The sequence below is a fragment of the Halalkalibacter sp. APA_J-10(15) genome, assembly GCF_023017105.1.
Classification (GTDB): domain Bacteria; phylum Bacillota; class Bacilli; order Bacillales; family Bacillaceae_D; genus Halalkalibacter.
In genome coordinates, this window is sequence record NZ_JALKEV010000008.1 from 113,357 (window position 1) to 137,700 (window position 24,344).

The window sequence follows — 24,344 nt, forward strand, 5'->3', positions numbered from 1 at the left end:
TTATTAAAACACTTTAGTCCTAGCTTCGTTTTTGTTATACTTGATGCTGCTATTAATCATTAATCGCCTTTAAAACGAATAACTTGGAAGAAAAGTCTCCTTCTTTTTTCTTTGACCAAAACTCATTTGCGCGATCGGTGTAATTCTCCGCAAGTATGATACCGACGTTCATTAATTCATCGCCATAGTGAGTGGTTTGACGTTCTTCAATGACATATTTTTGATTGGGATCTAATCCTTTTAATTGAATACGGTAATAATGATCATTTGGTTTTGATAATACTTTATAGTAACCGACAATTGCTTCAGATTGGTCGGCAGCTACAACCATCCAAGAAACTTCATTTGATTCAAATGGGTTTAACAATCTAAAAAATGTCCCACTACGTATGAGCTCTCTTTTTGCCTTATAGAAGCTTACTTGCTCTGAAATACACCTCTTTTCTTCTTCATTGATATTTGTAATATCTAACTCGTACCCAAAAGTTCCAAAAAAAGCTACGTTTGCTCTTGAAGCAATAGGAGTGATTCGACCAACTTGGTGGTTAGGCACATCAGACACATGGCTACCAATTGAATTTAATGGATAAACCATTGAACTCCCATATTGTATTTTCAGTCGTTCGACGGCGTCTGTATCATCACTTGCCCACGTTTGTGGAGCATAGTAAAGCATGCCAGGATCAAAGCGAGCTCCACCACCAGCGCATGACTCAAATAAAATGTGAGGATATTTTTCAATTAATTGTTCATATAGGTTATATACACCCAATATGTAGCGGTGAAAGACCTCTCCTTGCTGATCTACATGAAGGTTGGTAGAGTACGGTTCAGTAATATAACGATTCATATCCCATTTTATATAACTAATGTTTGAAGTTGACAGGATGTCGTCCATCATCTTAAAAATATAGTCAACCACTTCGGTTCGACCAAAGTCTAATATAAATTGATTTCTTCCGTGAGAAGCTGTTCGATTAGGTGTTTGAATAACCCATTCAGGGTGTCTTTTAAATATATCCGTATCTGTACAAACCATTTCTGGTTCAAACCAAAGTCCAAATTGCATTCCTAAGTCGGTTATTTTCTTCGATAATCCTGAAATCCCATTTGGAAGCTTCTTTTGATTGACAAACCAATCACCAAGTGAGCTAGTGTCATCATTTCTCTCACCAAACCAACCATCATCAAGCACAAATAACTCAATGCCAACCTCTTTTGCTGCTTTGGCAATAGTAAGTATTTTCTCTTCATCGAAATCAAAGTAAGTCGCCTCCCAATTGTTAATGAGAATAGGTCGGACGCGATCACGCCAGAAGCCGCGAACGAGGCGTTGACGATATAGATCATGAAATGTTTGGCTCATGCCATTTACCCCTGTATCACTATATACCATAACGCATTCAGGAGTTTGAAACGATTCGTTAGGCTTTAAATCCCAAGTGAATTGAAATGGATTGATCCCCATTGTTATACGTGTTGCTTGATAAGTATCTACTTCAACTTGTCCGAGGAAATTTCCGCTATAAACAAGACTAAATCCATATACTTCACCTATGTGCTCAGTTGTGTGTGGTCTTTTTAATGCTAAAAAAGGATTATAAATATGACTACTTGCACCACGAGAGCTATAAATGGACTGTATCCCTTTTGTGAGTGGTTGCTTTTCTACGTGAGTTTCCCGAGCCCAAGCCCCTGATAAATACGTCATTTCATAATTGTTATCAGGAAAGTCAATGCTTGTACTCATTGCGCGATTTAACTGAATGTTCGTTTGACTTTGATTAACGAATTGTGCATGACGACAGATAACCGGTCGATATGTATAAATGCTATAGCTTAGTAAGAGTGTACATTTTAAAATGTGATCAAATAACGTGATCTCAAGAGTATCAGCTTCACTGACATCGTCGACATACGTAGAAGGTAAGCCATTTAGCGACGGTTTCCCTTCAATGATTCGATAGCTTTGATAGGTGAAGTTCGTTATAGAACTTCCTATTTCATTTGTGATCATATGAGAAGGGTAACGATAATCAGTCGTTCCATAACTAGGATACTCTTGCTTTATATGTTCAAATGAGGATGTGTGGTCTCCTTCATAAAGGTTGCAGGAAGGTCTTACTTCACGTTCAATCAGATGATCATACGAATCTCGATGTTTAATTGATTTACCATAGTAAAGATGCTCTAATTGATGGCTTTTCTCTAAAACTCGAAATATGTAACTAACTTTATCGTTAAATAAATGAAACTCCAAGTTTTCCTCGTTCACTTTAATTGCCAAACTCATCACCGCCTATATTTATTAAGGATATAATTGCTTCTATTGTAACAATGGCTAACAAAAGATTCAATATAAATTAACTAAATTTAACTTAACGTTACCTTTATTTATAACTAATGTTTTAACGTGCACTCATAAGTGTGCTTCATCATATATAAACAGAAAAGCTAAAGGAGAGAGCAGGATGAATATGATGTGGATGGATCTTTTTATTATGATATTTGCTACATTTCGAATAACTCGATTAGTTGTAAATGATTCCATTACGTCTTTTTTACGCAATCCTTTTTTAGAAATTTCATATATGGAAGATGAAAATGGTCAATTATTTGAAAAAACAGTTATAAAAGGAAAGGGTATACGGAGGTGGATAGGAGAATTATTAAGTTGCTATTGGTGTTTTGGCATTTGGTGTTCTTTCTTCGTTGTTCTTTTATATGTGAATGTTGATCAAGTTCAAATTGGCTTTCTTGTTTTTGCTGTGGCAGGTGTCGCATCTTTTATTCAGTCAATGGTGGCAGATTAAATATGGTTCCCCAGAGACAATTGCCTAAGTCAAAATGATGGTTGTATGAATAGTATAAATGTGAACAGATAAGGAGGTAATCGTATGAAACAATACAAGCCTGTTGTGATTAATCAAACGAATAAAAAAAAGTCTAGCAATATAGCACAGAAACAAAATGCAATCATACGACCAGTAAAAAAAGCCGGGTGCTGTTTGAAAGCAAAACGATAAGTAAAGAGGTAGAGATGAGAAACCGAACAAATAAACAGTGATGCAAATAAATCGCACCTCAGCCTGTTTACAAAGTCTCGCAAAAGCGTGACAAATCGACAGGTTTTTTTGATTAGTAGTCAGGGTGCGCCTCTTCCGATCTCGCTACGATGCCACTGAAAAAGTGCTCGTTTACTTCGGACTTGAAGGGGAGCTTTGACCTTGCTCCCGGGGATGGGGGACACGCTTTCCGCAGGCGGGCGTTGAACGAACCGGCTGCGACGATGGATTTCAACCTGCCCTTTTTTCCTGCAGGAGTCGGCCCTCCCATCCCGTCCGCTTTTTCTAGTGAAAAAAAGGAAATTTGCCTCCTTCAACAGAGACAGATGTCCGGTTTGTTTCTATAATTATAATTGATAAAAATGGACAGGGGTGAATGGACAATGATGTTTAAAAGTTGGAAGATAGGCGGATGCAAATGGAGTTGGTCTGGAATGAAAAGCTAGTACCAGAAGACCATCTTGTTCGTTGCGGTAGATATAATGTCAAAACGCCTTTTAGAGTTATTTCTTAAAGGCGTTTTGACTACGGTCTGAGCAATCCTCCAAAAGGGGATTGCTCTTTGCTTTTAAGTTTCTGTCATTTTGTCTTCCAATTGTGTAATCTCCTGATTAAGGTTTGTTAATTTTTCTTCTAATTGATGAATAAGTAAATTTTTTGAATCGAATTTTTCCTCAAATTGAAAGGTTTCTTCTAAGAGAGAACGAAAGTAGTTTTCAAGATTATGCATAAATTCTTGTTTTTCTTTATCGTCATCCAATGCTTCACCAATATCTTGAATATTTGATTCTAAAAATGGCTCTCGCTTCAGCTTTCGTTTTTCGAGGGATGCCATCTTTTCCGTTAATGTTTGAATCTCACTTTGTGACTGTTGTAATTGAGCTGTGAGTTTTTGTATTTCGCTATCCTTTTTCAATAACTGAGTTTGAAATTGTTGCCTGACATTCTCCAATTTTTCTTCATCTTGTTGTTGTAATTGTTGAATAGCTCTTTCTTGATCAAATTCGTATTTCTTTTTCAGTTCATTTAAATTAGTTTCCTTCTCCTCCAATTGCTGACGTAGTTGTTTATTTGCCTCTTTTAATTCCTTTAGTTGTGCATAGTGATAGTTATTTTCGTATTGCTCAACTTTCTTTTTATATTTGGCTAACTCTGATCTGTAATAAATCAGTTTTTGTTGTAACTGCAACATTGAATCATTAGTATTCATTTTCAAAACCTCCCATCATAAAATTATGTATCTGTTAAGTTAGAAGTGCCTATTTGGCTATCAATTTTTCTAATTGACTATTGATTTGATTATATTCTTCCTTTAAGGAATCCATTATCTTTTCATAATGTTCTACAACGTCAGCTAGCTCTTCCTTCCTTTCATGTGTCGTTTGAGAGGAGTGATTATTCCTTTGAAGCGACAATGTTAATAGAGTGATAATTTCGTGTAGCATTTTATGATCCAAATAGACAAAGCTGGAGCTTGCTAGTTGTTGATCCTCTTTTAAAAGTTGTATTTGGTTTGTTAAAATGTGACGAGCTACATATTTCATATATAGCTCTTGTTCTTGATCTGTCAACATAATCCCCCCTCTCAGCTAAGATCCACTTATAAACAGCTGGTTTACAGCGGCAATACCTTCTTTATACTCTTCACAATAAGTAAAGCCCGTCACGCTTCCAGAGTAGGATTCAGTGCTTTTCCATTTCATTTGAAAATTAGAAAATGATAACACATCATTTGGTTTTATGAGCTTTACACTTAGCGGCTTTAACCAATACTCCATGCGATTTGTGTGGTCATTTAATTTCTCCCAAGCATCTTGAGGTATTGTCGCTAATTTGCGAGGTTTGTATACATATTTGCCCGAAAAATGAAAAGGAGAATCTTCGCTTAGTTTGATACAAATATATGGGTTTGTCATGAATGTATGACTAAGGTTATGAATATGATAAGTACCAATAATGAAGTGATCTTCGTTTGACTTAGAAGAGAGGTTAAGAGAATAAGTGAAATAGCTAATGATTTGTTGCTTTTGCTGATTTTCAAGTGTAGTAAGTGCTTCTTTCACATTACCTAAGAATGTATGTGTTTCATGATTCCATTCATTGATCATATCTAAAAGCTGTTGTTTTGACATAATCTCACCTCAAAAAAATAAATGAGAGGAATCATCCTCTCATTTACAATATGCATAGACTGGATTAATCATCACCATTATTCGGGAATAAAACCGGACATTGTGGTGGAATAGTTGGAGTAGGGCAACCTGAAACGATTGGCAATAATTCTCTTGGCTCACAGAAGTCTGCAAAAATTTCAAGAGTAACTGGGAATGTTGATTGAATACTTTGACATAAACGTACAGTTACGCTGACATCTAATGTTCCCACTCCTGGAGTAACGTCATCACAATTGAATACACAGACGAAGCAGTCAACATCTGTATACGTGACATTAACATCAGTACCTTCTGGTGCACAAAGAATGACTTGCTCACAACGTGTGAAAGGGAACGTTCCTGCTTCTACTGATTGGCCAGCTGTTGTATTGATGATAATAGTGACATCGAAATTCTTTTGTATTGTGACAAGTTGAAGTGTGATTGGTGTACCATTAATCACATATGGACGATCTTCACGGTTAAGCACTTCAGTATCGTTTGTTTCCACCTCACATGTGACAGTTTCTATATCATCACAAGTTATTTGAATACCATTTACAATTGGTAACTCAATATCGTCAATCGTTAAGTCAAATGAAGCTTCATTAATAATCCAGTCATATACTTTCTCTGTATTTATGCAAAGGAGTTCGCCGTCCCCATTTACTTGATTTGTATTCATGAAGTAAACACCTCCGGATAAGATTAATTTCTTTTCACTTGTAGCATATGTTTATAAATAAATATGGTTACATGTTTAGTAGTTTTTTTTAACTCATTACGAATGTGGGGGTGTTACATGAATTGAATTGTGCTTAAGGTAACTATTTCTTAGAGGATTATAATGAAGGAGAGGGTGTATATGATGCAACAGTCTAAAGAAAATCTGGAACGAAAGCTCCAATATTATAAGGAAACGTTGCAATCGTTAAAAGCGGGAACCGTGGTGGACGATTATCTTCTTTTAAAGGAAGAACTATTGACAATAAGAAAGAATCAAAAACAAAACCTCAATCGAATGAAACAGTTAGAGGAAATAGTAAATAATTATGGTCGTGATAATGAAAATGTGACTCAACAATTGTTTAAACAAGCAATTGAAAAAATGGAAAAAGAATTTGAGTTGAAAGCTGAAAATGATACCTATATGGAACTATTAAAGAGAGTGAATGAAATGGAAGAGACTGTTCATGATCGACTTTCTAATCAAGAGCGCCAATTAAAAAATGTAGAGGATAAATTAGAAAGAATGGATGCGTATGTTGAAAAACAAAACGAATTGGCTGAAAAAGTAGAATCAGATGAATTCACTCAGACAATCGCCAAACGTTCTTCTTCGGATTATAAGAAATTGCAGCAGCTCATTTCATCATCAGGACAACAAGAAGATCAACAGCCAAAAATGAAGTGGTCTGCTCATTCACCTGTGAACAAGGCACTTGATTCAATTAAGAGTAATGAAAAAACAGCTCATCAATCGTATTTCCCCCCTAATAGTAAAGGTTTTCAAAAGCCTAGAGATACAAAAAAGAAATAGATAGCGGGATTTGTTCATTCAAAATAATTAGAAAAAGTGAAGGTTCCTTTTAGTGTAGTCAAATGAGTGGGAACCTTTTTTTGTATGTTTGAAATACCTTGTGAAGTCTTGATGTTCCTTATGATTTTAGAAATGTGGTGTAATCATGTAATCAAACGCTTGTCATGAACCGTCAAGCGTTTTTTGGCATATGAAAAAAGAGAGTATCAAATAGACGAAGGAACTGTCATGTGTTTTTAATGGGAAGGAGGGGTTATATTTTGAAAGGAGTTATCCTAGCAGGTGGTACGGGAAGCCGTTTAAGGCCATTTACAAATATTATGAACAAACACCTCTTGCCAGTTGGTGCAAAACCAATGATTTACTGGGCTATTGTTAAGTTAAAGGAAGCAGGGATTCATGACATTTTAATCATTACGAATCGAGAAAGCTTAACGTATTTTATTCAATTGTTTGATGATGGTTATGAACTAGGTGTAAAACTAACATATAAAATCCAAAAAAAAGCAAGTGGTATAGCTGATGCCATTTCTTTAGCGAAGAGTTTTGTGGGGGATGAGTCTTTTATTGTTATGCTTGGCGATAATTTGCTAGAAGATTCATTGACTTCATTTATTCAAAAATTCAAAGAGAAAAATGAAGGTGCGATGGTTCTATTAAAAGAAGTACATGACCCTAAAAGGTTTGGAATTGCCGAAATAGACAGTGAAAAGAAAGAAGTGCTTTCAATAATCGAGAAACCGAGGAATCCGAAAACGAATTATTGCGTTGTCGGAATTTATATGTACGATCAACAAGTGTTTCAATTCATTGATCAGCTTATTCCTTCAGAACGAGGAGAACTAGAAGTGACGGATATTAACCGACTTTATATGAAAAACAAGCAGCTCAGCTATGAAGAGCTTAAAGGCTGGTGGCTCGATGCAGGGACACATCATTCATTACATGAGGCAAATGTACACATCTATCAACTATTAAGGAAAAGAAAGGACAAATGAAGATGGAGCTACTAGTAACGGGTGGAGCAGGGTTCATCGGTTCACATTTTATCCGATTGATGCTAGAAAAAGAAGATGTCTCAATAACGAATATTGATGCTTTAACATATGCAGGCCACATTAGTAACACAGAAGATTTCCTCGCAAATAAGAACTATCGATTTATTCAAGCTGACTTGACGAATGCGCTTGAAATCGATCGTGTCTTTGAGCAACAGTATGATTGGATTGTGAATTTTGCTGCTGAATCACATGTAGATCGCAGTATAAAAGATGCAGCGATCTTTTTAGATACGAACATAAAAGGAACGCATAACTTGTTAGAAAAAGTAAGAACTGGTCGGGCTAAAAAGATGATTCATGTATCAACAGACGAGGTTTATGGGTCATTGCAGCAGAGGGAAAAACCATTTACAGAAAAGCACCCTTTAACTCCAAATAATCCGTATTCAGCAAGTAAAGCAGGAGCTGATTTGCTCGTCCATTCCTATTTTAAAACGTATGCAATTCCAGTGATGATTACACGTTGTTCAAATAATTATGGACCGTATCAACATCCAGAAAAGCTCATACCTAAAGTGATTCAATGTGCCTTACATGATCAATCTATCCCCCTTTATGGTGATGGTCTAAATGTTCGTGACTGGTTATATGTAGAAGATCATTGTCGTGCGATCGAGCGAGTCATGAAGAGAGGACAATACGGTGAGGTTTACAATGTTGGAGGTCGAAACGAACGATCCAATATAGAGGTTATACAGACGATTCTTCAATTCTTAGGAAAAGACGAAAAATTAATTACGTATGTAAAGGATCGGCAAGGACATGACAGAAGATATGCGATTGATCAAACGAAAATACAAACTGAGCTCCAATGGGAACCAACATATGCATTTTCAGAAGGATTGCAGAAGACGATCAATTGGTATGCTCAAAATGAGGAGTGGTTTCATATGATGTTAAAATGGTGCGAACATAAATGAAGTGTTTGATTACAGGAGCAAATGGCCAATTAGGTAAAGCGTTAAAGCAGAGGTTTTCAGCCTTTCATGATGTAACTGCATGTAGTAAAGGTGATCTTGATGTAACAAATGAATCAATGGTTCAAAAAGTAATGAATGAATTAAAGCCAGATGTCGTTATACATGCAGGTGCATATACGAAGGTTGATTTAGCAGAAGAAGAACGTACTCAAGCGTTTCAAGTGAATGCTGTAGGAACATTTCACATGGCTAAAGCATGTGAAGAAATAGGGGCAACAATGATTTATATCAGCTCTGACTACGTGTTTGACGGACTCAAGCAAGCACCGTATACCGAAGAAGATCAAGTGAATCCAGTCAGCATGTATGGGGTAAGTAAGTGGCTCGGAGAAGAATTTGTTGAAATGGTATTAGAAAATTATTATATAATCAGAACTTCTTGGCTGTATGGACATGGTGGGCTTCATTTTGTCGAGAAGATGCTCAAGTGTGCATTTGCTAGCAAAGGAGTAAACGTCGTTTCAGATCAAGTAGGTTCTCCTACTTATGTAGAAGATCTAGTTGATGTGATGGAACGGTTGCTCGATAGTAAGCCGTACGGCAAATATCATGTACAAAATAGTGGGTCTTGCACTTGGTTTGAGTTTGCTAAAGAAATTTATCAGCAAGTCGGTTGTGACCCGTTATTAGTCAAACCAACGTCAACGAGGAAGTTTGAAGCGAAGGCTCCGAGACCTGCATTCTCACGGCTATCTCTTCATAAACTAGAAACAATAGGAATAAAAAAGCCAAGACATTGGAAAGAAGGCTTAACTCTTTATTTGCAAAGGGAGGGGCTTCTATGATAGAAGGAGTCAAAGTGAAAGAGCTTGTTAAGCATTGTGATGACAGAGGGTATTTTTCAGAGCTTGTCCGTGAAGATGAGCATTTATTAGATCGGTTTGGGCAAGCTTCTATTTCAATGAGTTATCCAGGTGTGATTAAGGCGTTTCATTATCATGAAAAACAAGATGACCTTTGGTTTTTTCCGTCCGGAAATGCTCAAGTGGTGTTATATGATCTACGCGAATCTACCACGAAAGGAAAGACTGATGTCTATTATATGGGCGAAGAGAATCCTATATTGCTATTCATACCAAAAGGTGTTGCTCATGGATATCGAGTGTTAGGTTCTACACCAGCTACGATTATCTATTTCACGACACATTCATATCATGCTGCTAATCCTGATGAAAAAAGAATGCCGTGGAATGATGAGGAAATTGGTTTTGATTGGAATACCCAAAATCGTTAAAAGGAAAGTCACTCATTCAATCATTGCCTACTATGCTTTTCATTACTAGTAGGCTTTATTTAAACTTAGTATGAATAAGGGTGTGATTTAATGAGGAAAAGTGGAAAGAAATCAAAAGTCGTTTGTATACTTGGTATGCATCGTAGTGGCACTTCTATGACCGCTAGAATGATAAATCTACTAGGCGTTCATTTAGGTAACCCCCATGAGGTGATAAGTAAAGGTGGTCAATTTAATGAAAAAGGGTTTTGGGAGCATAAAGGGATTACTCAGACGCAACAACGTATATTAAGATCATTATCACGCTCATGGGACACGAATCAACCATTACCAGAAAATTGGTGGAAAAATAAAAAAATTGAACCACTAAAGCGCCAACTATCTGCAATAATTAATAAAGATTTTTCAAACAAGAAAATATGGGGTTGGAAAGACCCAAGAACATGCTTGTTATTGCCGATGTGGAATGAATTACTTTCTAATAAAAATGTGAACATTCATTATTTGATCGTTGTCCGAAACCCTCTCGATGTCGTCTATTCATTAGAGAGGAGAAATGGATTTACGTTAGCAGATTCATTTCAAATTTGGCTATTGTATGTATTAAATTCACTGTATTGGACAAACGGAATGCAGCGAATGATTATTGACTATGATGACTTTTTACAAAACTGGGAATGGAGAATTCAAGAGGTGGTTAAAGAACTTCGTGTCGAACCACCAAAGGAAACGATAATAGAAAAAATGAGATCGTTTGTTAGTCCTTCCTTGCAGCATAGTAGCTCAACTATAGAAGAGTTAAAGAGTTGTGTTGAAGCACCGCCCCAGGTTATTCAAGTATATCAAATCATTCAAAAGGCTCTTGCTTCATCAACTTACTTCTCATCAAAACAATGTATAGAAGAAATACGATCGTTGTACAAATCGAAATACGGGGCAGAAAGAAAATCATGAGGCTATTATTTGTTACATCTGGCAGTGATACGTATTCCAATCTTGATCCGAATATTGTAAATGGTTTTAAAGAAATCGAAAGGTTGAAACGAGTAGAACCTTTTCATTTTTTTTATTCAATGCTGAGTAAGAATGATGATGTACAATATCAAATTAAACAAAATAAACCTGACGTTGTACTAGTTCTAAAGCGTCAACTACCAGCCGATTGGATTCAGTCGTTCAATAAGCATCGAATTCCGATTGGATTATGGGTTGTCGATGACCCTTATTTAATAAAAAAACATGTTTTGCGTGGTTATCATTATGATTTTATTTTAACACAAGAGATAAACGCTCCTGCTTTTTATGAAAAGAGAGGAATGAGGGCATTTTATTTACCATTGGCTGTTAATACGTCCACTTATTTTCCTCAAGAAGTAGAAAGTGATTATCAATCTGATATTTGTTTTGTTGGTTCAGGGATGGCTAATCGAATTCGCTTACTTCATCAATTAGGAAACTGCTTTGTTCACGAAACAATCCGTATTATCGGTAGGTGGTGGGAGCCGCTTCAAAATCAACTAGGAAGAAATCACTTTATTCTAAACAAACCGATAAGTGCAGAAGAGGCATCGAAGTACTATAATGGTGCAAAGATCGTTCTAAATATGCATAGAAACCCTTATGATTCAAAACATAACCCTTCTCGAATACAGGCTGCTACACCGAATAATCGGACGTTTGATATTGCTGCTTGCTCTGCCTTTCAATTAACGTCTTATCGAAAAGCTATAAGTGATTTTTATCAAAAGGATGAGATCATTGAATATCAAAGTGTGGATGATTTAGTTAAAAAAGTAGAATACTATTTAGTCCAGAGTCATGAAAGAAGAGAAATAGCAAAAAGAGCTTATAAACGTACGATGAATGCTCATACGTATTCTGTTCGATTAACTGACCTGATTCATTTACTAAAAACAAAACGATTACTATCTTAACTCCAATTGAGCATTCGTGTTATAAATTGATATAGTTTTACGTAATATAGCTTTTAAATAATGCGATCATTTTCCTTACAATTGGATACGGTGGGAGCATAGTGGCCTTGATGATACACTTTACATGAAAAGGCATTGGTTGATTTAGCTCTTGTATTTTGTTATTTAATAAATGATTGTAATTGGTCAAGAAAATGTTGAAGGCGAATCGTATACGTATGGTTAAAAAGTGTTCGGTTATATGCTTTTTGTGCGATACGCTGTCGTTCCTCAGAATGTTCCAAGTAATATAAAATGTGTTCTCTTAATTCTTCTTTATGTTTAAAACAAATGATTTCGTCCTTAAGCTTATAATAAGCTTCTAATTCTTCTAAATAAGCGGTCAGTTGAAAAGATTGACAAGCTGCAATGTCAAAAGTGCGATTGTTTGGAGTGATTGCATTTATTTTTTGTTTGTTTAGTCCAACATCATTAATGGGACGGTTTAAATTTAAAACAATTTTTGCGCCGTTGTAATATTTAGCTACTTCATTTGGTGGGAGTGTCTGGTTAATGATGCTAGTTTTCAAAGCTGTATAGTTTTTTAGCTGTTCCCATTTAGGTCCAATGATAAATGTGTTTTTTTCTTGAAGTAAATCAGCTAATGAATCGATAATACCGAGTCTGTTTTTATAAGGAGTGCCAATGAAGCAAATATCTGAAACGTAGTTTTCATTTACTTTCATTGGATAATATTCTTTTTCGTTCGTTGCTAATGGACCATGGATGGCTTTTAAATCGTTTTTTTTATAAACGGAAAGACAGTTTTTCTCCTGTGTAATGACAAAGTCATACGGCTTGGACTTCAAGACATGTTTATCAATTCTATGAGGGTCATCGACAACCCACCTTCCTATTGAAATCTGTAATTTTTTAAGAGCTGACAAAAAAGCTGTTGGAAGTGGTGCTCGAAATACTATGATAACGTCAGGTTTGAAATTCTTAATTTTCGCAAGTAGACTTTGAATACTTTCATTCTCTTTTGAAACGATATTTATCTTGTGCGTAGACTTTTTATTAATGTTTTCATAAGCACGAGACATATTAAAGTCAAGGTTTGATAGTGATTCAACACCTGAAGTAATATGGATGACTCGCATACAAACACTCCTTTATTGAAAGGGTCTAATGATATTTAATTCATCAGGTAATGTATTTAAAAGTGTTTCTACTCTTTGTTTATACGTATGGCATTGTAATGTCCGAATAAAGCCATTCTTTGCAATTAGCTCACGTTTCTTCTTATTCTGCTTAAAATAGTTGATTTTATCTGCTAAATCACTTGCATCATGAAATGAAACAATCTCTTTATTTAAGTCAAAATAATCTTTTAAACCTTCACGATATGAAACAAGTTGAAACGATTTAGCTGCGCAAATATCGAAGGTACGGTTATTTGGTGTTAAAGCCTTTAATTGATACGGATTTTTATTAAGGTCATTATCACTTCTATGAAGATTTAGTACAATTTTTGATTGATTGTAGATTTTGCATACATCTCTTGGTTTCATGATCACAGATTTGATCTGATTTTTGAATAGTTTATATTGTCTTAGTTGATTCCATCCTTTTCCTACTATGATGTACGTATGGTTATGCTGTGTTTTTAGCAATGAATGAAAGAATGATAGTCTGCTAGGTGTTGCATTCCCTATAAAAGAAAAATCATAGCGTTTGTTAACGTTTGGAATTGGATAATAGTTTTGTTCATTTACTCCTAAAGGAAAGTGGAAGGCGTAGATATTTAACTGTTTCTTGTAAAAAGGTACACATGAAGATTCTTCAGTTATAATAAAATCATATTGTTTTGCCTTATCATAATAATCAGATATGCGATAAGGATCATTCACTACCCATAACCCTATAGGGACATTTATGTGCTTGACATATTCAAAAGCCAGGTGAGTATCTTGACCAAAAATAACAATGATAGTTGGCTGGAATATTTTTATTTTTTTGTCTAACATTTCCAACGATTCTTTAAGGAGTGAATGAGTTTGAAAGCGAAAATCTTTTCGTTTTTCTTCTAAATGTTTAAAGGCGAGTGTAAGACTTGGAGTTAAATCTGATAAGGTTTTTTTTCCTGATGAAATATATAATAGGCGTTTCATTTATTCACCTCGAAAATTAAGATAGTTGACAATTATCATGTAGTCTATTACCTTTTTTTCACTCTAGATATATGGCTTGTAAAGGTTCCAAGTGCTATTGAAATTTTAGCATTTATTTGAAGGAAGTCAGTCTGTTCGAAACTGTGTGTAGTCATTTATATTATCTATATCATAAGTTATGATATATAATTACGTATGTTTATTTGAAAAGTGAATGTTCACTAATCAGTTAAAAAGTGGCCTATATATAGCAAGATGTATAACGAAATAAATTATAAAGAGGATAGTGATTGGAGGATGAATCAATGGAGTTAAAAAAAGCCATACAAACAAAATTTGATTTACACATGCATACAACAGCCTCAGATGGCGAATATAGCCCTACTGAAATTGTCGAGAAGGCTTATAACTGTGGACTTGAAACGATTGCGATTACTGATCATGACACGTTAGCTGGAATTACTGAGGCGAAGAAGACTGCAGACAAGTATAGAATAAATGTGATCTCTGCTGTTGAATTAAGTACGAAATATCAAGGGGTTAGTGTCGATGTGCTTGGTTACAATATTCGACCAACAAAAGAGCTTGAGGAAACATTAGTACAGTTAAGGGAAGGTCGAGTGGATCGAGCGAAGCGAATTATTGAGAAATTCAATCACATTGGCTTTTCGATTTCGATGGATGATGTACTTGAGTTCAGTGAAAATGGTGTGATTGCGCGCCCTCATATTGCTAAAGCAGTCGTTAAAAAAGGATATGTAAAAGATTATCAAACGGTTTTTGATGATTATTTAGCAGACGGTAAACCTTGTGCATTGCCAAAAAAAGTGTTAACTCCTGAGCAAGGAATTGAACTTATTCATCAAGCTGGAGGGAGTGCTGTACTTGCCCATCCTGTATATTTAGAGATTGATGTCGTAAAGGAGCTTCTTCGTTTTTCTTTTGATGGAATCGAAGTATGGCACCGAAATCATTTAGCAGAACACCGCCAATTATTTAAGAAATTTGCAAAAGAGTATCAGTTATTGATGACAGGTGGATCTGATTTTCATACAGATGAACATACATTAGGGAATTTCGGTTTTTCAGAAGATGACATCCATTGATTTTCAACAAACAAAACATACAATTTATGTTCCATGACAACAAAAAAACAAAACAAACAGCTTTCCCACTCATGTAATATAGATACAATCACAGAAGTTGAAATAATAGCAAATGTCACGTTCGTTCTATAACAGAAAAAATGGAAGTACTTCTATTCATTAAATTAACCGAAACACAGCAAGTCGCATTAACTGAACCAGTTAATAAGGTTGAATCAACTACGACTCGCTCACGTATTGAACAACTTCGTCAGCAAAGAGAGACTCTTAATTTAACGTAACGATTGAGTTTGAACAGATTAGTCCTCACTGCTCAAACTCTCGCTTTGCTGGTGGGAAATATGTGTAATCATTTGTTTAAGTCGATGTTTGAGCGTGTGATCCGAAAGAGCGCGCTTTCTAGCATTTCTAGCGATTTGGTCTCGTTCTTCACTATGTTGAAGGAAATAGGAAATTTTTTCAAATAACTCGTTTGCTTCATAATAAGAAATGATCTCAGTATCTATTCTAAAATGGTTGTTAAGATCATCTTTATGTTCAAGTAATTGAAATTGCTGTGCACTTGCTAAGTCAAATGTACGATTGTTCATGCTTTTGCTTTGAACGTTGAATCGATTTTTATTTTGTTTTAATTGAATAGGGCGATGGGGGTTAAGGTGAATAGCAGCAAATGGTAATAATTGATTAACGGTTTTAGGTGGAATCCATTGATCCTTTATTGTGAGCAATGGGTGTTTGTTTACTGACAAATACTGCCCCCAATTCCTACCAACGACTAGGCATGAAATTTTTAAAGATGCTAAGATCTTTTGCATAAGCTTTACTCGATTTGGATAAGGATAACCAATTAACATTAAATCAAAATTAGGCTGTACGGTTCTTTTTAATGGATAGTAAACAGATGGGTCTGCTCCTAATGGGAGAAAAAATACGCTTGAATGACCGGCTTCTTCGTAAATTTCTTTTGCAGCTGAATCTACTGTAAAGATATAATCAAATTTAAAGATTTGTTTAATCGTTTCATCAATGTAATAAGGATCTTCTGTCAACCACACCGCTATTGGAATCCCTTTACGAGTCAATACTTTGAATGTAGACGATTGTAGCCTTGAACCAAGCAGTGTAAGGATGAAATCAGGACTTTCAGCACGGATAGCGTCTACCAATTTTGCTTCATTATAAGGGCCGATTTGTTCACTTAAACCTAATTCATTTAAAGAGCGAACAATTGCTTGATCCAAGTAAGCGTAAATTTGCTGAAACCCTGATTGTACATAATATATTTTCATTAATGTCACCTCATGAAAAGCATAGGTTTATTAGAGAAAGAGTAGACCGAATAGTGTTGCGATACTTAATCCAATTACAACTGGGAAGAAGCTCTTGCGAACAAGATCTATAACGGAAATTCGGGCAAAACCCGCTATAGCAATAATCGGGGACCAAGCAACTAACGTTCCTCCACCAACCCAAATAGCTCCTACTTGACCGATCGACGCCAATGTTGCTGCATCCACTCCTGACGTAGCCGAAAACGCTTCTGCTAATGATCCGATTAAAGGAAGACCTGAGAAACCTGATCCATCTAAACCAGAAATCATTCCTAATAGCAATATTCCAAACCCTGTAAAAAAGGCGTTTTCAGGGATGAAGCTTTGACTTGCTTGAACAAGATCGAAAAGAAATGTGGGTGATGACTCTTCATTTACTCGTAAAATACTGGCAGCGTAATTACTACTACCGATAAAGAAAAAACCTGCAACAGGAATCACTAACCCCATCACTTTGAATGCATAAACAAAACCATTAATGAGATGATCACTCACCTCTTGTAGTGATTTCTTATAATCACGCACCCCTGCAATAAGTAGAAGCAGAATGATTGCTGTACCACCGATTAAGGAGGCGCCCGATCCATCGCGCATCGTTGGAACAACTGATGTAAACGTTGCTAAGATGACGTAAATGACTATAGCTAAAAAGGCTAGTGGAACAATAAAGGCAAACCACTTACTATGAGGGCCTTTTTTTATAATGAGATGATCATCATCAATCTTCGCTCCTTTTTCCCCTGTTTTCTCCCATGTGGTCAGGTTCTCATTTGATGGAGGCAAGATTTTTTTTCTAATTAACACGTACACAATCGTTAAAGCAATTGCACCGGTAATCAAAGAGAGTATGAGTGATCGATCAGCTACAATCGATGCAGAAATCACAGAAGAGGTTGATGAGGAAAGACCAGGTGCAACTTGTAGGACAAAATCAGACGATAATGCCATTCCATGCCCTGCTAAGGAAACGGCAATTGCGGTAGCAAGTGGTGGCAAACCTGAGCGGATTGCTACAGGTATCAGAAGAGCGCCTATTAGAGGGACCGCAGGAGCGGGCCAAAAGAATAGGGAAAGGGCGTACGTAACAAAAACGATAATCCAAAAAGACCAATGCCCATTTTTCATAATTTTTTGAAAAGGGACAATCATTTGTTCGTCTGAACCGATCGATTTTAATGACTGAAGAAGTGAGGTCATAATCGCAATAATTAAGAATATATGAAACAATTCTCGTGCTGCTGTTAAATTTGCATTGAAAATGACATGAATTCCATCAAGAAATGACTGGCTATAAACAGCGCCAATAATAAAAGTCATCAGTAATGCTGGAACGACTACATTTTGGCGAAAGAGCATCGTTAAAATAATCAAACAGGTACCTATAAAGTAAAGCCAATGCGCTAATGTTAATTCCATTTAATTGTTCACCCTCCCTACACACGTAAAGATACTATAGCTTATGAATAAAAGCGTAGGCTGGTGATGGGATAATAGAAGTTATTTAGTACTTTTATACAGCCCAATAGTGATAAAAATTCAATCGGTAATGGTTCAAAGTTTTTCAGGTGCGTTAGATGCAAAGGGAGCAAGAAAAGGTGTTTTTATAACTACTTCCTCCTTTACAGATGGAGCAAAGAAGTATGCTGAACGGCTTGAGTCAAAAAAGATCATCCTAATAGATGGGATAGACCTCTCTAAACTAATGATTACGTATGATGTAGGAGTACATATTAAAGAAACCTTCACTGTAAAAGATATAGAGTACGACTATTTTAAAGATGAATAGAATGTCAATACAATACATAGAGGAGACAGATAATTTTGGGGACATCCAAGAAAATTTACTATATAAGTAAAAATATGCTCATTTTAAAAGAATGTGCCTAACAACAGAAATGGATCTAAGCGGACGGGATGGGGTGGCCGACTCCTGCAGGAAGAAAGGGCAGGCTGAAATCCACTGGCGTTAGCCAGTTAGTTCAGCGTCCTCCTGCGGAAAGCGTGCCCCCCATCCCGGGAGCGAACGGTTTTTCTCTTTTTTTGTTGAAATCTTTTATTTATAGTTAGGGTTTGTTAAAAAAGTAAACCATGAACTACTTTAGAGTTTAATGGGGATTTTTCAAATAAGGAGCAAGATATCACCTAGTGTATGAACCATTCATATCTAAGCGGAGTTGATAACAAACCTAATTAAATGAATTTTAAATAATAGTAGTTGGAGAGAAGCTGAGAAATGGAGATGTATAAATGCACTTGATATGGTCATCTGTACAAAGCACGTTAGTACTAGTTAAGGTGATTTTAGGATGACTAGGAGATGCTTCTCTAATAATGATCTTAGAGAATTATAGCTACGTCTTGCCGAAGATATAACAAGACGTAGCGAGGAAATTAGATAAACTTTATTTGATTATTGTGCCTGTTTTTTGAATAAAAGGTTATATAAGTAATTAAATCATTGAGAAACTTATAACATCTACGTTCTTATTAAAACGCCCAATTCCCATCGCGGAAAATCGGCTCACGCTTCCCGTCTTCATACACACCATCAATATTCATATCCGCAGAGCCCATCATGAAGTCAACATGCGTTAAGCTCGTATTCAATCCGTTTTTCTCAAGCTCTTCTTTGGACATCTCTTTTCCACCCTCGATACAAAAAGCGTAAGCAGAGCCTAAAGCTAAATGGTTTGACGCATTTTCATCAAACAACGTATTAAAGAAGATAATATCCGCATTTGAAATCGGAGAATCGTGAGGAACGAGTGCGACCTCACCAATATAGCTTGAACCTTCATCCGTTTCAATTAAACGCTTTAATGTTTCATAGCCTTCTTCCGCTTTGAAATCAATCACCTTGCCGTCTTTAAAGGTTAACGAAAAATTATTAATGAGTGTTCCTCCGTAATTTAGTGGTTTCGTGCTTGAAACGGTCCCATTCACACCCGTTTTCTTTGCCGAAGTAAATACTTCTTCGGTTGGCATGTTAGCAACAAAAGATACACCATCTTTATTGATACTACCTCCGCTGACCCAAAGGTGAGTAGTCGGCAACTCAATGACAAGATCCGTCCCTTCAGATTGATAATGCAGAGCATGAAAATGTTTTTCATTTAATGTGTTCATTTTTTGGTCAAGGTTATTTAAGTGGTCGTTCCAGGCGGATACAGGATCGTCCTCATTGATTCTTGTTGCTGAGAAGATCGCCTCCCAAAGCTTATCCATCGCTTCTGAAACAGGAGCATCCGGAAAAACCTTTTGCGCCCATCCTTCTGATGGAACTGCGACAATGGACCAGCTAATCTTATCGCTCATAATATAAGAACGGAAGCCTTCCATGGCTTTTCCGCTTGCTTTATTCATATTAGATACGCGCTCTGGATCAGCCTCTTTTAATAAATCTGGGTTTGAGCCGGTAATACTTAAGAAGGCAGCACCGCCTTCTGCCATTTCTTCATAGCCTTTTGCGATCCATTCCGGATACTCATGAAAGGCCTCATCGGGGGCAAGCTTAAATTTCGTCTTTATTAATTCCTCGTCACTCCATTCGACATGGACATTTTTCGCACCAGCATTGTATGCTTTTTTTGCTACGAGTCGAACGAGGTCTACTGCTGAAATCGGAGAGCGTACAACAAGAGTTTGATCTTTTTGAATGTTCACACCGACTTTAACAGCAAGCTCAGCGTATTTCTCTAATTTTTCCGCAAAACTGGACATCTTTATCTACCTCAATTCTAATTTTATATTAATGCATTCCATTCATTACATACTATACCAATATTATGGCCGAGAGAAAAGAATAGCACGACATTGTTTATCTATGCTATGATAATAGTGATAAGAAAGAGGTTCGCGAACTCCCTCTATAAAAAACTAAGGTGATAACTGTACAGTGGTACAGTTTTCTTGTCGTTTTATTATAAAATGATTAACCTAATAGGAGTGATCGAATGCTCGTTCTTCATAAATAGCGGCAATTAACGCTAATTAAAGGAGAAATGAGTCATGAAAAAAGATAAGGCGGTCGTCGTCTTTAGTGGTGGACAAGATAGTACGACGTGTTTATTATGGGCACTAAAAGAATTTAAAGAAGTAGCAACTGTAACCTTTGATTACGGTCAGCGTCATTACGAAGAAATTAATTGTGCAAAAGATATTGCGAAGGAGTTAGAAGTTTCCTTTCACCTTCTTGATATGACCTTTATGAATCAGCTTTCACCGAATGCATTAACACATCATGATATGGAGGTCGAGGATGGGGTGGATGGTGAATTGCCATCAACCTTTGTTCCAGGTCGGAATCATCTGTTTTTGTCATTTGCGGCTGTATACGCCCATAGCATAGGAGCTAAGCATATTGTAACGGGTGTTTGTGAGACTGATTATAGTGGCTATCCTGATTGCCGTGATCAATTCGTGAAGTCTTTGAACGTGACGCTTAATTTGGCAATGGACCAGCAATTTGTTATTCATACACCGCTGATGTGGCTTAATAAAGCAGAGACTTGGGAGCTTGCGGATCAATTAAATGCTTTGTCATTTGTTCGAGAAAGAACATTAACTTGCTATCATGGAGTGCGTGGTGATGGCTGTGGAGAGTGCCCATCGTGTAAACTAAGAATGCAAGGCTTAAAGCAATATGAAAATCAAAAGGAAAGGAGGGAAGAATAGTGCTACAACAATTTTACCCACAGGTACCTCATTCGTATCGTTATGAATTAAATAAAGATATGAACTTATCTGCAGCTCATTTCATTCCAGATGAAAAAGCAGGGGTTTGTAAAAATATGCACGGCCATACGTATTTTATCAATGTTACGATTGCCGGTGATCAACTTGATGAACTTGGGTTTCTTATCGATTTTAAACAAATTAAGGACCTAGTCCATAAACGTTATGATCATACGCTATTAAATGACCATAACGAATATAAGGAAATCTTTCCTACGACAGAGCGTGTTGCAGAACAAATTTGGAAGACGATTCATGAAAAATTAAAATCGTTACCACATCAACCGAAGTGCTTACAGGTTCTCGTTCGTGAAACACCTACAAGCTATGTTGTTTATCGTCCTAAACCGGAGGAATTATCATGAAGATACCGGTAATGGAGGTGTTTGGCCCGACGATTCAAGGTGAAGGTATGGTCATCGGTCAGAAGACTATGTTTGTTCGAACGGCAGGGTGTGATTATCGCTGTTCATGGTGCGATTCGAGCTTCACATGGGACGGTACAGGAAAAAGTGTGTTAATGGATGCTTCTGCGATTGTCACAGCTCTTAAAGAGCAAGGTGATAATCGCTTTTCTCATGTAACCATATCAGGTGGGAATCCAGCCTTACATAAAGGACTTGCTGAGTTTGTTGAGTTATGTCATGAAGAGAATTGGACAGTTGCACTTGAAACTCAAGGTTCCTATTGGCAGGATTGGTTAACGATGATCGATGAAGTGACGATTTCACCTAAACCACCTAGTTCAAAAATGAAAACAGATTTTAATCAATTGGACGATGTGATGTCTCTTTTGTCGTTAGAGCAAGTGAGCCTAAAAGTTGTTATCTTTGATCAAGATGATTTTCAGTATGCGAAAATGGTCCATCAACGTTATCCTGATGTTGCGATGTTTTTGCAAGTAGGGAATGATCAAGTAACCTCAACGAAGAAAGATGAACTCGTCTCTCAATTATTGATAAGGTATGAATGGCTGATTGAATTGACCTTAAGCAGTGTCGAAATGAATGATGTTCGTGTATTACCTCAACTGCATACTTTTGTGTGGGGAAATAAACGAGGCGTATAATAACAGAAGTGGAGGTGAGCAAATGAGCGGTCGATCAGATAACGAACTAGACGGTGTAAACTTACTCGGTAATCAAGGAACGGAATATACCTTTTCTTATAATCCTGCGGTCTTAGAAGTGTTTGACAATAAGCATCAAAATCGAGATTATTTTGTCAAGTTTAATTGCCCAGAGTTTACATCCCTCTGTCCAAAAACAAATCAACCAGATTTTGCGACGATTTATATTAGCTATATTCCAAATGTGAAAATGGTCGAAAGTAAGTCACTCAAGCTATATTTATTTAGCTTTCGTAATCATGGAGATTTCCACGAGGATTGTATGAATATTATTATGAATGACCTCATTAAATTAATGGATCCTCGCTATATCGAAGTGTGGGGGAAATTCACACCTCGTGGTGGCATCTCAATAGATCCATATACAAATTATGGACAGCCAGGGACGAAATATGAAAAAATGGCTGAGTACCGTATGATGAATCATGACTTGTATCCTGAGAATGTAGATAATCGATAGAATTGTACGTGTAATAAAAAGTGTTTTGAGTGACCATATTAAATAAAAAGTGATCAATTTTGACGAACTAGTGACCACATTAAAATAAATAGTTTATTTGCAATGTGAAGAGTGCCTATTGATTAATTTCAATGGCACTCGTTTTTTTGTGATAAAAAAGTTTTATAGGAGTAGTTTAAATGAGAGGATTGTAAAACGTTTCAGTTAGATCTTCTCCAAAAGCCATTTCCAACGTATAAATAGGTGCATCGTAATTTTCATACATCATTACAGCAGACTCTTTTGTATTAAAATGAGAGTAAAGTTGACTGTTTTATTTGGTGTAAAATGTAAATTCGGCAAGTTTTTCAGCATCCGTAAACAAGCTACCATCTTGCATACTTTCTGCAAAATAAGGATTTCCCATCGCGAAGAATGAAAACTCTGTTGTGCCTGTTAACATGATTAAGGGGACATAATGATAATCACTTTTTTGAAATTTCTCTTGTACGCAAACAAGAATTGTGTTATTTCAATCCTTACTTTCTTACATTAGGTTATAAGCTGATAGTGTACTGAGGAGTTGTAGGGATCTTTCTAAAATTCGTGTTTATGGCTCGAGACATACATACGCAACGTATCTTCTAAACATGTAAGCTTTGAACAAAAGTGTTGCTGGTGAGCCATTGAAAGCTATGTAGTTGTGAGGATAGTGACCGAATCGGTTTTCTAAGATTATTTTGTTTAGAAAAAGGGTTAGAAGGTAATGGTATAGAATAGGTATTGTAATGTTACTTAGGAGGTGTTAATGATGCGTCAAGTAAAAGTAATCAAAACGTCTTCATCTAAAACGATGGAGGACCGAATCAATGAAACAATCCAGAATTTAAGTGGTGAATTTGTCGACATTAAATTAACAGGAGCCTATGACGGGTCAAGCGAACGTTTCTTAGCCATTATTATTTACGAAAAAAATGAATAATTCAACACCCGTAATGAAGGTATTTCATTACGGGTGTTTTAAATTAAAGTCAAAATGATGAAATTATTGTCGACAATATGTCCTCAAGCTCTATCTTGTTGTAGGACTTTGTAGATTTATGCGCTTGCCTAGGAAATATTCTTACACAATAGTTGATCATTTCTCTACTTACAATTAAGATGAACATATATGAAGATGAAAGTGAGGAATGTCATATGGGTTTACCTCAATATCCAGAAGATTTTACTGATCGAATTCGTCATAAACGTACCACCGATGAAAATCTTGAAAAACGAATAAATGAAGAGATTCAAGCAATGATACAATTTATGAAGGGCAATCAGACGAATAATCACTCTGTCTCGTTTGAGGATGTTCTCATTATTATTGATCGTATATATGAAGATGGTGATGACTTCTTTGAAATTTCGGTTGCTAAACAGCATAGTGTAGGAATTGTTCGTTAAGAAAGAACTCAGAGGGAAACCTCATTGAGTTCTTTTCAC

At 36.3% G+C, this 24,344-nt stretch carries 29 protein-coding genes and 1 riboswitch; of the genes, 18 read left to right on the forward strand and 11 right to left on the reverse strand.

Features of this window, described 5'->3' with window-relative positions:
• Nucleotides 1-52 precede the first annotated feature (52 nt).
• Nucleotides 53-2,287 (reverse strand): alpha-galactosidase, encoded by a 2,235-nt coding sequence (locus tag MW695_RS11145; RefSeq protein ID WP_247105392.1) that lies wholly within the window; start codon nt 2,285-2,287, stop codon nt 53-55.
• A gap of 184 nt (nt 2,288-2,471) precedes the next feature.
• Here MW695_RS11145 and MW695_RS11150 point away from each other — a divergent pair, with 184 nt between their 5' ends.
• Nucleotides 2,472-2,813, forward strand: a complete 342-nt coding sequence (locus MW695_RS11150) for a DUF1360 domain-containing protein (protein ID WP_247105393.1) — start codon at nt 2,472-2,474, stop codon at nt 2,811-2,813.
• Between the two features lie 84 nt (nt 2,814-2,897).
• Entirely contained in the window at nt 2,898-3,026 is a 129-nt protein-coding gene (locus MW695_RS22690; RefSeq protein ID WP_260505907.1) for a hypothetical protein, read from the forward strand.
• Between the two features lie 607 nt (nt 3,027-3,633).
• Here MW695_RS22690 and MW695_RS11155 read toward each other — a convergent pair.
• From MW695_RS11155 to MW695_RS11170, 4 genes are all read right to left on the reverse strand, one after another.
• Entirely contained in the window at nt 3,634-4,275 is a 642-nt protein-coding gene (locus tag MW695_RS11155; protein ID WP_247105394.1) for a hypothetical protein, read from the reverse strand.
• Nucleotides 4,276-4,324: 49 nt separating this feature from the next.
• The gene (locus tag MW695_RS11160; protein ID WP_247105395.1) at nt 4,325-4,636 is read right to left on the reverse strand and encodes a hypothetical protein; all 312 of its coding nucleotides are present in this window, start codon (nt 4,634-4,636) and stop codon (nt 4,325-4,327) included.
• 18 nt (nt 4,637-4,654) lie between these two features.
• Nucleotides 4,655-5,197: a hypothetical protein gene (locus tag MW695_RS11165; protein WP_247105396.1), complete on the reverse strand. Its 543-nt coding sequence runs from the start codon at nt 5,195-5,197 to the stop codon at nt 4,655-4,657.
• A 64-nt stretch (nt 5,198-5,261) separates the two neighbouring features.
• On the reverse strand, nt 5,262-5,903 hold the full coding sequence (locus MW695_RS11170; protein WP_247105397.1) for a BMQ_0737 family morphogenetic spore coat protein: 642 nt from the start codon (nt 5,901-5,903) through the stop codon (nt 5,262-5,264).
• A gap of 180 nt (nt 5,904-6,083) precedes the next feature.
• Between MW695_RS11170 and MW695_RS11175 the strand changes: the two genes are divergently transcribed.
• The 7 genes from MW695_RS11175 (at nt 6,084) to MW695_RS11205 (ending at nt 11,967) form a co-directional block, all read left to right on the forward strand.
• A complete protein-coding gene (locus tag MW695_RS11175; RefSeq protein ID WP_247105398.1) occupies nt 6,084-6,758 on the forward strand; it encodes a hypothetical protein in 675 nt (224 codons plus the stop codon).
• Nucleotides 6,759-7,018: 260 nt separating this feature from the next.
• Nucleotides 7,019-7,756: a sugar phosphate nucleotidyltransferase gene (locus MW695_RS11180; protein WP_247105399.1), complete on the forward strand. Its 738-nt coding sequence runs from the start codon at nt 7,019-7,021 to the stop codon at nt 7,754-7,756.
• A 2-nt stretch (nt 7,757-7,758) separates the two neighbouring features.
• On the forward strand, nt 7,759-8,739 hold the full coding sequence (gene rfbB, locus MW695_RS11185; RefSeq protein ID WP_247105400.1) for a dTDP-glucose 4,6-dehydratase: 981 nt from the start codon (nt 7,759-7,761) through the stop codon (nt 8,737-8,739).
• Nucleotides 8,736-9,584 (forward strand): dTDP-4-dehydrorhamnose reductase, encoded by an 849-nt coding sequence (gene rfbD / locus MW695_RS11190; RefSeq protein WP_247105401.1) that lies wholly within the window; start codon nt 8,736-8,738, stop codon nt 9,582-9,584. Before rfbB ends, rfbD begins: the two co-directional genes overlap by 4 nt.
• Nucleotides 9,581-10,033, forward strand: a complete 453-nt coding sequence (locus tag MW695_RS11195; protein ID WP_247105402.1) for a dTDP-4-dehydrorhamnose 3,5-epimerase family protein — start codon at nt 9,581-9,583, stop codon at nt 10,031-10,033. The genes rfbD and MW695_RS11195 overlap by 4 nt, the downstream gene beginning before the upstream one ends.
• A 90-nt stretch (nt 10,034-10,123) precedes the next feature.
• Entirely contained in the window at nt 10,124-10,987 is an 864-nt protein-coding gene (locus tag MW695_RS11200; RefSeq protein WP_247105403.1) for a sulfotransferase family protein, read from the forward strand.
• Nucleotides 10,927-11,967: a CgeB family protein gene (locus MW695_RS11205; protein WP_247105404.1), complete on the forward strand. Its 1,041-nt coding sequence runs from the start codon at nt 10,927-10,929 to the stop codon at nt 11,965-11,967. The genes MW695_RS11200 and MW695_RS11205 overlap by 61 nt, the downstream gene beginning before the upstream one ends.
• 161 nt (nt 11,968-12,128) lie before the next feature.
• On the opposite strand, the gene MW695_RS11210 is transcribed toward MW695_RS11205, so the two are convergent.
• Both MW695_RS11210 and MW695_RS11215 read right to left on the reverse strand, forming a co-directional pair.
• Nucleotides 12,129-13,106 (reverse strand): CgeB family protein, encoded by a 978-nt coding sequence (locus tag MW695_RS11210; RefSeq protein ID WP_247105405.1) that lies wholly within the window; start codon nt 13,104-13,106, stop codon nt 12,129-12,131.
• Nucleotides 13,107-13,118: 12 nt separating this feature from the next.
• On the reverse strand, nt 13,119-14,117 hold the full coding sequence (locus MW695_RS11215) for a CgeB family protein (RefSeq protein ID WP_247105406.1): 999 nt from the start codon (nt 14,115-14,117) through the stop codon (nt 13,119-13,121).
• 305 nt (nt 14,118-14,422) lie between these two features.
• Here MW695_RS11215 and MW695_RS11220 point away from each other — a divergent pair, with 305 nt between their 5' ends.
• The gene (locus MW695_RS11220) at nt 14,423-15,223 is read left to right on the forward strand and encodes a PHP domain-containing protein (RefSeq protein WP_247105407.1); all 801 of its coding nucleotides are present in this window, start codon (nt 14,423-14,425) and stop codon (nt 15,221-15,223) included.
• A 140-nt stretch (nt 15,224-15,363) separates the two neighbouring features.
• Nucleotides 15,364-15,504 carry a hypothetical protein gene (locus MW695_RS11225; RefSeq protein WP_247105408.1) on the forward strand — a complete coding sequence of 47 codons (141 nt, stop codon included), beginning with the start codon at nt 15,364-15,366 and terminating at the stop codon, nt 15,502-15,504.
• Nucleotides 15,505-15,522: 18 nt separating this feature from the next.
• Here the strand turns inward: MW695_RS11225 and MW695_RS11230 are convergent, their stop codons facing one another.
• Both MW695_RS11230 and MW695_RS11235 read right to left on the reverse strand, forming a co-directional pair.
• Nucleotides 15,523-16,512: a CgeB family protein gene (locus MW695_RS11230; RefSeq protein WP_247105409.1), complete on the reverse strand. Its 990-nt coding sequence runs from the start codon at nt 16,510-16,512 to the stop codon at nt 15,523-15,525.
• Between the two features lie 30 nt (nt 16,513-16,542).
• On the reverse strand, nt 16,543-17,970 hold the full coding sequence (locus tag MW695_RS11235) for a hypothetical protein (protein WP_247105410.1): 1,428 nt from the start codon (nt 17,968-17,970) through the stop codon (nt 16,543-16,545).
• A gap of 109 nt (nt 17,971-18,079) precedes the next feature.
• Between MW695_RS11235 and MW695_RS11240 the strand changes: the two genes are divergently transcribed.
• Nucleotides 18,080-18,340: a restriction endonuclease gene (locus MW695_RS11240; protein WP_247105411.1), complete on the forward strand. Its 261-nt coding sequence runs from the start codon at nt 18,080-18,082 to the stop codon at nt 18,338-18,340.
• A 701-nt stretch (nt 18,341-19,041) separates the two neighbouring features.
• Here MW695_RS11240 and MW695_RS11245 read toward each other — a convergent pair.
• The gene (locus MW695_RS11245) at nt 19,042-20,274 is read right to left on the reverse strand and encodes an aminopeptidase (protein WP_247105412.1); all 1,233 of its coding nucleotides are present in this window, start codon (nt 20,272-20,274) and stop codon (nt 19,042-19,044) included.
• Between the two features lie 122 nt (nt 20,275-20,396).
• A riboswitch (PreQ1 riboswitch) is annotated at nt 20,397-20,440 on the forward strand.
• A gap of 122 nt (nt 20,441-20,562) precedes the next feature.
• Between MW695_RS11245 and queC the strand changes: the two genes are divergently transcribed.
• From queC to queF, 4 genes are read left to right on the forward strand one after another with little or no spacing between them, the layout of a single operon-like run.
• Nucleotides 20,563-21,228: a 7-cyano-7-deazaguanine synthase QueC gene (gene queC / locus MW695_RS11250; RefSeq protein ID WP_247105413.1), complete on the forward strand. Its 666-nt coding sequence runs from the start codon at nt 20,563-20,565 to the stop codon at nt 21,226-21,228.
• Nucleotides 21,228-21,653 (forward strand): 6-carboxytetrahydropterin synthase QueD, encoded by a 426-nt coding sequence (queD, locus tag MW695_RS11255; protein WP_247105414.1) that lies wholly within the window; start codon nt 21,228-21,230, stop codon nt 21,651-21,653. The genes queC and queD overlap by 1 nt, the downstream gene beginning before the upstream one ends.
• Entirely contained in the window at nt 21,650-22,357 is a 708-nt protein-coding gene (gene queE / locus MW695_RS11260) for a 7-carboxy-7-deazaguanine synthase QueE (protein WP_247105415.1), read from the forward strand. Before queD ends, queE begins: the two co-directional genes overlap by 4 nt.
• A 22-nt stretch (nt 22,358-22,379) precedes the next feature.
• Nucleotides 22,380-22,877, forward strand: coding sequence for a preQ(1) synthase (queF, locus tag MW695_RS11265; protein ID WP_247105416.1), 498 nt, complete (start codon nt 22,380-22,382; stop codon nt 22,875-22,877).
• Nucleotides 22,878-23,190: 313 nt separating this feature from the next.
• Here the strand turns inward: queF and MW695_RS22695 are convergent, their stop codons facing one another.
• On the reverse strand, nt 23,191-23,319 hold the full coding sequence (locus tag MW695_RS22695) for a hypothetical protein (protein ID WP_260505908.1): 129 nt from the start codon (nt 23,317-23,319) through the stop codon (nt 23,191-23,193).
• Nucleotides 23,320-23,667: 348 nt separating this feature from the next.
• On the opposite strand from MW695_RS22695, the gene MW695_RS11270 reads away from it, so the two are divergent.
• Together MW695_RS11270 and MW695_RS11275 are read left to right on the forward strand one after the other, a co-directional pair.
• Nucleotides 23,668-23,838 carry a hypothetical protein gene (locus MW695_RS11270; RefSeq protein WP_247105417.1) on the forward strand — a complete coding sequence of 57 codons (171 nt, stop codon included), beginning with the start codon at nt 23,668-23,670 and terminating at the stop codon, nt 23,836-23,838.
• Between the two features lie 179 nt (nt 23,839-24,017).
• Complete coding sequence (locus MW695_RS11275; RefSeq protein WP_247105418.1) at nt 24,018-24,305, forward strand: hypothetical protein; 288 nt, start codon at nt 24,018-24,020, stop codon at nt 24,303-24,305.
• The last annotated feature ends 39 nt before the right edge of the window (nt 24,306-24,344 follow it).